This is a genomic window from Rikenella sp., from assembly GCF_056799795.1.
Window position 1 is genome coordinate 1 of sequence record NZ_JBQIQO010000050.1, and the last position, 10,038, is coordinate 10,038.

The 10,038-nt window shown below is 59.0% G+C and carries 8 protein-coding genes; 3 read left to right on the forward strand and 5 right to left on the reverse strand.

Features of this window, described 5'->3' with window-relative positions:
• Positions 1–546 precede the first annotated feature (546 nt).
• Positions 547–705: a hypothetical protein gene (locus ACTO3O_RS09340; protein ID WP_297831855.1), complete on the reverse strand. Its 159-nt coding sequence runs from the start codon at positions 703–705 to the stop codon at positions 547–549.
• Between the two features lie 532 nt (positions 706–1,237).
• Between ACTO3O_RS09340 and ACTO3O_RS09345 the strand changes: the two genes are divergently transcribed.
• Positions 1,238–1,900, forward strand: coding sequence for a hypothetical protein (locus ACTO3O_RS09345; protein WP_297831858.1), 663 nt, complete (start codon positions 1,238–1,240; stop codon positions 1,898–1,900).
• A 257-nt stretch (positions 1,901–2,157) separates the two neighbouring features.
• Here ACTO3O_RS09345 and ACTO3O_RS09350 read toward each other — a convergent pair whose 3' ends face one another.
• On the reverse strand, positions 2,158–3,081 hold the full coding sequence (locus ACTO3O_RS09350; protein WP_294593634.1) for a mechanosensitive ion channel family protein: 924 nt from the start codon (positions 3,079–3,081) through the stop codon (positions 2,158–2,160).
• 601 nt (positions 3,082–3,682) lie between these two features.
• Positions 3,683–4,438, reverse strand: coding sequence for an ion channel (locus tag ACTO3O_RS09355; protein WP_297625827.1), 756 nt, complete (start codon positions 4,436–4,438; stop codon positions 3,683–3,685).
• A 142-nt stretch (positions 4,439–4,580) separates the two neighbouring features.
• On the opposite strand from ACTO3O_RS09355, the gene ACTO3O_RS09360 reads away from it, so the two are divergent.
• Positions 4,581–5,375: a Cof-type HAD-IIB family hydrolase gene (locus ACTO3O_RS09360; protein ID WP_297831862.1), complete on the forward strand. Its 795-nt coding sequence runs from the start codon at positions 4,581–4,583 to the stop codon at positions 5,373–5,375.
• 136 nt (positions 5,376–5,511) lie between these two features.
• Positions 5,512–7,842: a glycoside hydrolase family 20 protein gene (locus ACTO3O_RS09365; RefSeq protein ID WP_482596732.1), complete on the forward strand. Its 2,331-nt coding sequence runs from the start codon at positions 5,512–5,514 to the stop codon at positions 7,840–7,842.
• A 204-nt stretch (positions 7,843–8,046) separates the two neighbouring features.
• Here ACTO3O_RS09365 and ACTO3O_RS09370 read toward each other — a convergent pair whose 3' ends face one another.
• Positions 8,047–8,205, reverse strand: coding sequence for a hypothetical protein (locus tag ACTO3O_RS09370; protein ID WP_297831865.1), 159 nt, complete (start codon positions 8,203–8,205; stop codon positions 8,047–8,049).
• A gap of 62 nt (positions 8,206–8,267) precedes the next feature.
• The gene (locus ACTO3O_RS09375) at positions 8,268–9,446 is read right to left on the reverse strand and encodes a TolC family protein (protein ID WP_297831868.1); all 1,179 of its coding nucleotides are present in this window, start codon (positions 9,444–9,446) and stop codon (positions 8,268–8,270) included.
• Positions 9,447–10,038: the final 592 nt, after the last annotated feature.

Genomic DNA, 10,038 nt, shown 5'->3' on the forward strand with positions numbered 1-10,038 from the left:
AGGACGAACCCGGCAGCCTTGGGCGGTGAATGGGTTGTTGCTTCTGCGACCCTTTGGGTCGCGCGGGCCGGACGCCTCCTACCGGGCGGCCCGCAACACGCCGCTCGCGCGTCGAGAGTTGCCGTTCCTCCCGGGCGTCCGTCCTGCTTTGCTAAGGAGGTAGTGAATTAGGGATTGCTTTCGCGGCCGGAGCCTGCGGGACCCACAGCAACGTGAGTTGTGGGCCTCCGCTGCGGGAGGCTTCGGCCCGTGCGGTTCTTCGAACCGCAGGATTCAGCTCAAAAGTAGGGTAGAGGCTGGCAGTAAAACGCCCTGTGGGCGCGTTTATTCCGAGAGGCAACGCAACGGAAAACCGTGGGCGCGGTTGCTTGCGTTGTTGGAATCCAGACCTTGCGAACCGAAGGCTAAGAACATACCATTGGTACTGTTGATTGAAGACGACCAGTTGTAACCGCTGGCTCCGAGGTTCCACAACGCTCCCGAATCTGCGTTGCGGAAGCCCGGGGGAGCCGCTGCCCTAAATTGCCCCGCGAGTACTTCCCCTGTTTATTCTGAGAGGCAACGCAACTGAAAGCCATGAGCACGATGCCCCCCATTGCTGGGGTGTAGGAGTTGCGTATTGAAGTTCAAGAATACACCGCGCGTCCCGCTAACTGCGGATGACCAACTGTATCCGTAACGGCCGACGTTCGCCGAACCGCCCAACTGGCCATTATTTCCCGCGTCGCGGAAGCCCGGGGCGGACTCACCGCGGCATTCTTCCGCTTCTGCTCTAAGTCCGCAAAACAAATTTCGACTAAAAGTTCCAACCCATTTTGTCGGGCCGTCGACCGATAAACATACGGCGAACATAGTTTCCGGTCAATAGTGGAATTTCGGAAAGTTTCGCCGACCTTTGCCCTCGCAATACCCCAAAAAGAGTGTTCGCAGCAAAACATTTTTTATCTTTGTCGGTGTCGGGAGCGATCCCGGCGGACATATTTCGATGAAAGTGTTTAGCTTTTGTCCTTGTACAGAAATCTGGAAAATTTCAACAAACGCAAGGATAACAAAACACTCATCACTTGTATAAGTACACCTCGTTCTGAGGTCGTTACTATATACAGGTGTGGGGTATTGTTTATTTGCGTTTGGGCATTCCAGAGCCTCTGTACAGATAAGCTACGACTCCACACTTTCTTTTTTCTACACACCCTGTCTTTCGCGGAGTCGGAGGGGCGAAAAATCTTTTTCAGTCATGAAAAAATTTTTACTCGTGTGCCTGGTCGCACTCGTTTCGAGTACCGGCTTCGCACAAAATTCCAACCTGCAAGATGTGATCTATCTGAAAAACGGTTCTGTCATCCGAGGGGCAATCATCGAACAGGTGCCGGGCGAATCGCTGAAGATCGAGACGCGGGACGGCAATGTTTTTGTCTATCAAATGGACGAAATCAGCAAAATGGCGCGAGAATCCAATCGGCAGACTGCTTCTCAAAGACAGTCTTATGGTCGTTCCGCAGGTTTTCAGGCTAAATCGAGAAGCTATGCCGGGTTGTTGGAAGCCGGTTACGGGATCGGCGTCAACGGATACGGCAGCAGATTCGAGTTCGATGTGGTAAACGGTTATCAGTTCAATCCCTATTTCTATTTGGGATTCGGGATCGGGGTCAATGTCTGGACGAACGGTTCGGATATCGTTACGCTGCCTTTCTTCGCTCATCTCCGGGCCAATTTCATGGACAGGCCGGTCTCGCCGTTCTTTGCGCTGAGTGCAGGGTACAACGTTTCGGTAACGAGCGATGTCAAAGGCGGATTTATGGTCGAACCGGCATTGGGAGTGGCTTTCCGGACTTCGAACCGAAATGCCGTCACGTTGGGTATCGGCTATTCGGGACAGCGATATAAAGAAGAGGGTTAGCGTTATTATTACGGGTATTATGACGAAACGCTTTGGGCTTCTGCCATTCGGATCAAAGTCGGGTTTACGTTCTAATGTCGCGCAAGGGGGAGGAGTTGCGTAGGGGCTTTCTGCTCGGCGTCTCGATGATTCTGCTGATTGTCGGCCTGATTCTTTGGGCCGGTTGGAGATAATCGGGCTGCCGAGATAGCTACAGCGCCCTGTTTCATCTTCGGATGAAACAGGGCGCTGTTTTGTTTAAAATTCTGCTCGGCAGACTATTTCGTCTCGTCTTTGTGGAGGTGTACGTCCATCTGCGGGAACGGAATGTTCAGGCCGCGTTCGGTAAAGGTCTTGTAGACCCGCTCGTTCAGGTCGAAATAGACGTTCCAATATTCGCCCGATTCGACCCACGCCCGCACGACGATGTTCACCGAGCTGTCCGCCAGCGCCGTCAATGCCACGAACGGTGCCGGATCTTTCGCCACCCGTTCGTCGGCCTCCAGCAGCTCCAGCAGCACCCCGCGCGCCACATCGTAATTGTCGCCGTAAGCGATGCCGAATGTCCAGTCCACCCGCCGCCGCGATTCGCGCGAGTAGTTGTTGATGATTCCTGTCGAAACCGGCCCGTTCGGCAGCAGGATCGTCTTGTTGTCCGCCGTGTTCAGCAGGGTGTGGATCAACTGAATCTCTTTGACCGTCCCGCTCTGACCCTGGGCTTCGATGAAGTCGCCCACGCGGAACGGACGGAAAAGCAGAATCATCACCCCGCCCGCAAAGTTCTGCAAGGTGCCGCTCAGAGCCATACCGATCGCCAAGCCGGCCGAGGCGAAGAGGGCGATGAACGAGGTGGTGTCGATCCCCAGAATGCCGATCGTGATGATGATCAGGAAAAGCATCATCGTGATCGTCACCAAACTGATCAGAAAGGCTCGCAACGATACGTCCACGTTCCGCCGCGTCATGATTCGATCCATCATCTTCCGGACGCGCCGGATCAGCCACCGGCCGACCCAGAAAATCACCAGCGCGATCACGATCTTCAGGGCGATCGAGACGGCTCCGTTGGCGACGGTTTTGAAGAGGTCCTGGGCCGACATGCTCGACAGGTTCTCCATCCATTGGCTGAACGAGGATTTCACGCTGTCGGCCTTTTCGATCACGATCGGATCGGTCATCAGTTGGGTAAAAAACGGAATCATATCGAAATTGGTTTATATTTCTGAAAACGAATTGTTTGGGTCGTAATGGATTGTTGAGGCGGCCACGCTTGTACCGCGTGCTTTGTCTCTCTGTAAAGGTAGCTATACTTTTTCGTTTTTTCCTAATTTTGACTTGCTGCTTGATTTTGATTCGTATGCCGATGTCGAAACTGGCCTGCTTACAGGGGTGTGCTTTTGTGATTCGGGTCGGAGCCAGCGTGCCCGGAAACGAGCTTTGCGAAGTTGCAGGCCTACGCCTGGGGTGGCTCCGGCCCGCGCGGTTCTTCGAACCGCAGGATTCCACTCAAAAGTAGGGTAGAGGTTGCCCGATTGTTTAGGGTAGACCCGGCCATCAAAAGACGCTGTGCGTCCGTTTATTCCGAGAGGCAACGCAACGGAAGACCGTAAGCTCGATGACCAGCGTTGGTCGCACCGAGTGCTTGCATATGGAACCACAAGAAACGGCCAAAGATGTCAGAGACTGACAAGTTCCAGCTATAGCCGCTGTTCCCTCCGCCGCTTAGTATACCCGAAATGTGACTGCGGTAGCCCGGGGCGGGACTTTCCGCCATGTCGGGGCAGGCACGAAGGCGCTCCAATGTCAGACGTGCCCCTGTTTCTGTTCAGCCTGTCCCGCGGAATCCCCGGTCGGGGTGGAGGCCTGATGCCCGGCAGCTTGCGAACGGCTATTGACCACCCGATCCGTGATGTAGACCGTGAAAATCGGGAGCATCATCATGCCCGCAGCGGCCAGAAAAACCGAAAGAATCTTTCCCACCGGCGTCACCGCCACGATGTTCGACCCGACCGTCGTCAAATCCATCGTCGCCCACCACAACGCATCCGAGTAGGTCTTCACATCCGGATTGAGCCCCCGTTCCGCCACGAAAAAGATCAGACTCGTAAAGTAAGTCGTCGCTGTCAGGATAGCCAGGTACGAAACCATCAGACTCGTCGCGCTCCGGTGGGTGAACCAGCGGGTGATCACCACCAGCCCGTAGCCCCCGCGCAGCAACGGCACGAACCCCAACAGGTAGTGCAGCTCGTGCGGAATGTTCCACTGCGCATAGTGGACGATGTTCAGAAACGGGATCGAGAACAACAGCAACAGGAAATTGTGCTTCACGAAGCGGCCTTTGCGCGGAGCGATGACCCACCGAACCAGAAAGTCGAGGATGAAAATCGAACAGACGACCAATTGGATCGTGAGCGTCATCGGACTGGCCGGCCGGTAGCGGCCGACCGTCAGGATGTCGTACGACAGCGACGCGATGATCGCCAGCGAACCCAGCAGAACAAGAATGTTGAGCCAGTCGATGATGCGTTTATCGACCGGAGTGAGTCGGATATCTTTCATAACGGACGACGATGCGTTTTTTTCTGTCCTCAGCCGCAAAAACAGTGCCATCGGACAGTGGCGTAAGCGGTGAAATTGCGGGCCCGGGCAGCGGATAATTCCGAAACGAGCCGTAATTTTGCGGTGCGATCGACAGCCTCTTATGATAAAAGCCCTCTTTTTCGACATCGACGGCACGCTGGTCAGCTTCCGCGACCATGCGGTGCCGGTCTCGACCCGGCGCGCACTCGAACAGCTCCGGCAGCGCGGCGTGAAACTTTTTATCGCTTCGGGACGTCACCCTTCTGATATCTTTCCCGTTTGCGATTTCCCGTTCGACGGCTATGTCGCTCTGAACGGCGGATACTGTCTGGCCGGACGCGACGAGGTGGTCTTCCGGCGGGCGATCCCCGAGGAGGATGTCGAACGGCTGATCCGGTGGCAGCAGGGGCCCGACGCGTTCGCCTGCGTGCTGGCCGGCGAGCGCGAGATGTGTCTGAACTTCGTCGATGAGCGGGTCGAGCGGATCCGGGAGCTGGTCAGGACGTCGCAGCCCGCTCGGCTCGTCTCGGCGGAGGAGTGGAGCGAGGCGGCCCGACGGGGAGTCTTGCAGCTGATCGCCTTTTTCAGCCCGGAGGAGGAGCCGCGGCTGATGCGGGAGGTGTTGCCGGGCTGTCGGCCCATGCGGTGGAATCCGCTCTTCGCCGATGTCGTACCGGCGGGGGTGGACAAGGCCGAGGGGATCGACCGGCTGCTGGCCCGGTTCCGCATCGGGCTCGACGAGACGATGGCCTTCGGCGACGGCGGCAACGACATTCCGATGTTGCGTCATGTGGGGACGGGGGTGGCGATGGGCAATGCCGACGAGGCGGTGAAAGCGGAGGCGGACTATGTGACGACGTCGGTGGACGAGGAGGGGATTGCCCGGGCTTTGCGTCATTTCGGGCTGATCGACTGAGCGGAGAGGGGCCCGGCGGGCGGAAACCGTAGGGGCCGATGGCGGGTTTATGGTTTGAAATTCCTATCTTTGTCTTCCGAGGGCTCTTTTCGGGGCCGTTTCTGTGAAATACCAACTAAAAACCAATACTCTTTCTATGATCTCGATTCATCGATTGTTGAAAACGACGCTGCTCGCCGGTCTCTTTACGGCCTGTGCGTCGGGTACCGTTCAGCGGGCCGACTATCAGGTTATTCCGTTGCCGCAGCAGGTGGCCGGGGTGCAGGGGGCCGATTTCCGGCTCGACAAAAATGCGAAGATTCTCTATCCGGAGAATAACGAAGCACTGAAGCGGAACGCCGAGTTTCTGGCCGAATACGTCGGTCAGATGACGGGGCTCCGGTTGCAGACGGCACCGGGGACGGGAACGGATGCGCGGGGGAATATCGTGCTCGCGACGGGGCTCGCGGCGGAGAATCCCGAGGCGTACCGCCTTCAGGTGACGGCCGACGGGGTGACCATTACGGGAGCTTCCGAGGCGGGTGTCTTCTACGGGATTCAGACGCTCCGCAAGGCGTTGCCGGTGACCGACGGGGCGGCGCTGCTGCCGCAGGTCGAGATCAACGATTGGCCGCGGTTCGGATACCGCGGGGCGCATCTCGACGTGAGCCGCCATTTCATCGGGGTCGACTCGGTGAAACGGTTCATCGACATGTTGGCGCTGCACAATATGAACCGCTTCCACTGGCACCTGACGGACGACCAGGGGTGGCGCATCGAGATCCGCAAACACCCGCGCCTCACGGAGGTGGGCTCGGTGCGCAAGGCGACGGTCGTGGGACACAATACGGGGGTCTACGACAGCGTGCCGCACTCCGGGTTCTATACCCAGGACGAGGCGCGCGAAATCGTGGCTTATGCGGCCGAACGCCACATCACGGTGATTCCGGAGATCGACCTGCCGGGGCACATGCTGGCGGCGCTGACGGCCTATCCGCAGCTGGGCTGCACGGGCGGACCGTACGAGGTGTGGGGACAGTGGGGCGTGGCGGACGATGTGCTGTGCGCGGGGAACGACTCCACGCTGCGGTTTATCGAGGATGTGCTGGCCGAGGTGGTCGAAATCTTCCCGAGCGAATACATCCATGTCGGCGGGGACGAGTGTCCGAAGGTGCGCTGGAAGGCTTGTCCGAAATGCCAGGCGCGCATCAAGGCGCTGGGCATCAAGGGGGATGCGAAACATACGGCTGAGGAGTATTTGCAGAGTTTCGTCATCAACCACGCCGAAAAGTTCCTGAACGCCCGCGGGCGGCAGATCATCGGCTGGGACGAAACGCTCGAAGGGGGGCTGGCGCCGAATGCCACGGTGATGAGCTGGCGCGGCGTCGAGGGCGGTATCGAGGCGGCCCGGCAGGGGCACCAGGCGATCATGACGCCGACGACTTACCTCTACTTCGACTACTACCAGAGCAAGGATGTCGACCGAGAACCGATGGCGATCGGCGGGTATGTGCCGGTCGAAATGGTCTACAACTACGAACCGGTGTCGCCGGCGCTCTCGCCGGAGGAGGCGAAGTATATCATCGGGGTGCAGGCCAACCTCTGGACGGAGTATATTCCGAATTTCCGGCAGGTGGAGTACATGGAGCTGCCGCGGATGGCGGCGCTGGCCGAAATCCAGTGGAGCGATCCGACGCAGAAGAATTACGAGCTCTTCCTGGCGCGGCTGCCGAAACTGGTGCGGATTTACGACCTGTTGGGGTATAACTATGCGACGCATGTCTTCGACGTGAATGTCTCGTTCCTGCCGAATCCGGCGGAAGGGGTGCTCGACGTGGCGATGTTCGCGATCGACAGCGCGGATATCCACTACACGCTGGACGGCAGCGAACCGACGGCTTCGTCGCCGAAGTATACCGACACGCTGAAGATCGACCGGCCGGGGACGCTCAAGGCGGTGGTGATCCGTCCGACGGGGGCCAGCCGGGTGTTTACCGAAGAGATCGCTTTCAACAAGGCGAGCGTGAAGCCGATCACGATGCTCCAGCCGATCAACAAGCAGTATGAATATGCCGGTGCGGGGACGCTGGTGGACGGTCTGCGGGGGAACGGCAACTACAAGACGGGGCGGTGGATCGCCTTCTGGAAGAACGATATGGAGGCGGTGATCGACCTCCTGCAACCGACCGAAATCTCGCGGGCGCAGATCGAAACGTGCGTGGTGAAGGGGGACTGGGTGTTCGACGCGCGTTATTTCGGCGTGGAGGTGTCGGACGACGGCGTGACGTACCGGAAGGTGGCCGAAGCGGAGTATCCGGTGTTGGGACAGAAGGATCGGGACGGCATTTACGAACATGAATTGACGTTCGATCCGGTGACGACGCGGTATGTGAAGATCGTCGTGAAGCCGGAGCACAGTATGCCGGAGTGGCATCCGGGCAAGAACAGTCCGGCGTTCGTCTTCATCGACGAGATCAGTCTGAATTAGCGCGATTCGTCGCGGGCCTGATAGAAGAAGGGCGATTCCGAACCGGTTCGGAATCGCCCTTCGTGGCATATGGAGGTATTTGGTTTTGGTTGTCGTGACAGGGGTGTTAACTTGCTTAGGGTAGAGGCTTTGGGTAGCTTTCGGGTAGAGGCGGGCGGTTATTTGGGCCGAGGCGGCCAGTATTCGGGTGCCGAGCGTCCCCGTTTATTCCGAGAGGCACCGCAACTGAAAACCACAGGCACGGCCCGTCGTACTGCTGGGGTCGAGTCCCGTCACACCGAAGTCCAAGTACCCGCCACGGCAGTGGTCGCTCGTATAGGACGTGGACGACCAGCCGTACCCGCCGTTGTCGACGCTCCACAACGGGCCCTCGCCGTAGCCGCGGTAGCCCGGGGCGGGCCTTTGTGAATCTTAATAGCCTCATGCTAAAGCAGGCACAGGGCCATGGCGGCTCCGGCCTGAGCCACTTCGTATTTCAGGGTGGTGAGGTTGTCGCTCAAGGCGTACCACTCGGAGAGGGCCAGCAGGGCGTCGATGGCGGTCAATTCTCCCTCCTTAATGGCTTTTTCGATGAGTTGCGGGTAGTTGTCCGACGCGTGAGCGGTCTGTCGGGTCGTCAGGGTGGAGGAGAGAATCCGGAACCGTTCGTACAGGGCTTTCAGACGTGCTTCGGCCTGCGTGGCGACGGCTTCATGCCGGGCTTCGGCCGCATCCCGAGCGGCTTTGGCTGCCCGGGTGCTGCCGATGTTCTGCCACAGCGGAAGCGAGATGCCGGCCAGCAGTGCGTTGGTGCCTTTGTGGCCTTCGATTTCGACTTTGTAGCCGACGGTCAGTTTCGGCAACCAGGCTTGTCGGCTCAGTTTCAGGGTGCGACGGGCGATCAGGGTGTCGATGGCGGCGGCTTCGAGTTCGTAATCGGCGGCCAGGGCGGCTTGTACGAATTCGTCGCGTGTGCCGCTGAAGGCGAAGGTCGGGTAGCCTTGTGCGGCGATGGCGGTGCCGCCGTTCAGCTGGGCCAGCGCTAAAGCGGCTTCGGCGTGTTCGGCTTCGGCGACGGCGAGGTTGTCGGCGGCTTCGGTCAGCAGCATCCCGGCGTTGCGCAGCTCGATCAGGGTCGTGCTGCCGTTTTCGATCCCTTTCTGGTAGAGTTCGACGGCTTGGCGCAGGGCGTCGCGCCGACGGCTGAAAATCTCGATCCGCTCGGCGGCGTAGACGAGGCGCAGATAGGCGTCCGATACTTCGCCCATCACGGCGCGTTGAGCGGTGCGGTGCTCCTGCTCGGCTTTCGAAATGCCTAACTTACTGATTTTATTGCGCTGGTGGTAGACGGTGGGGAAGTCGAAGGATTGTTCGAAGGCGAGTTCGTAGCGGGTTTCACCGACGAAATAGTATTCCAGTGCCACGGACGGATCGTCGGGAGCGAGGCCGGTACGCAGCTGGCGCACGGAGGCGGTGTGCTCTTTCTCGGCAGCTGCGAGTTGGGGGCTCCGTGCGGCGACTTCACGCAAAAAAGCGGCGTAGTCGGCGGTTTGAGCGGTTGCGATTCCGATGGCTCCGGCTGTGGCGAGCCAGAGGGTGAGGAAAATATGACGCTTTTTTTTCATCGATCGGGGTTTCGTTTGTTTTCGTTTTGCAAAGATAATCGGCTGCTCTCAGCTACGCAAGGGCGTGAGTTCGCACGGCCCGGGAGTTGGGCTGCTACCGCGGCGTTATTGAGGTAGAGGCTGCCGCAGAAATGCGCAGCATTTCCCGTCCCCGCACCCGTTGGGTGTTTTGTTCGGGTTCTCTCTGCCTTATTAAGTGGGGCCCGCGCGGCCCGAGGCCAGTTTTAGGCGGGTCAAAGCTCGACCGCGCGCGACCGCTGAAGTAGGAAATCATTCAAAGCGTCTTGCGCTTTGAATAAGATTTCCGTCAGCGCGCGGAACAGAGCTCGACAATCACCCGTGGCAAGTGCGGCGGAGCGAAAGCGGAGCCGCAGTGAGGCTGACACGGGGCGGAGAACTGGGGCGAGAGCGAGTAGCGCGATTCGCAGAATCGCCGTCCTCGGCGAGAGCGACGCATCAGCGGCACGTGGGGGGGGCGCCGAGGACGAGCCCGACAGGCCGAATATGACAGCCTTGGGGCGGTGCTGGTGGCGGAGTTCTTGCGACCCAACGGGTCGCGCGGGCCGAAGCCTCCCGCCGCGGAGACCCGCAA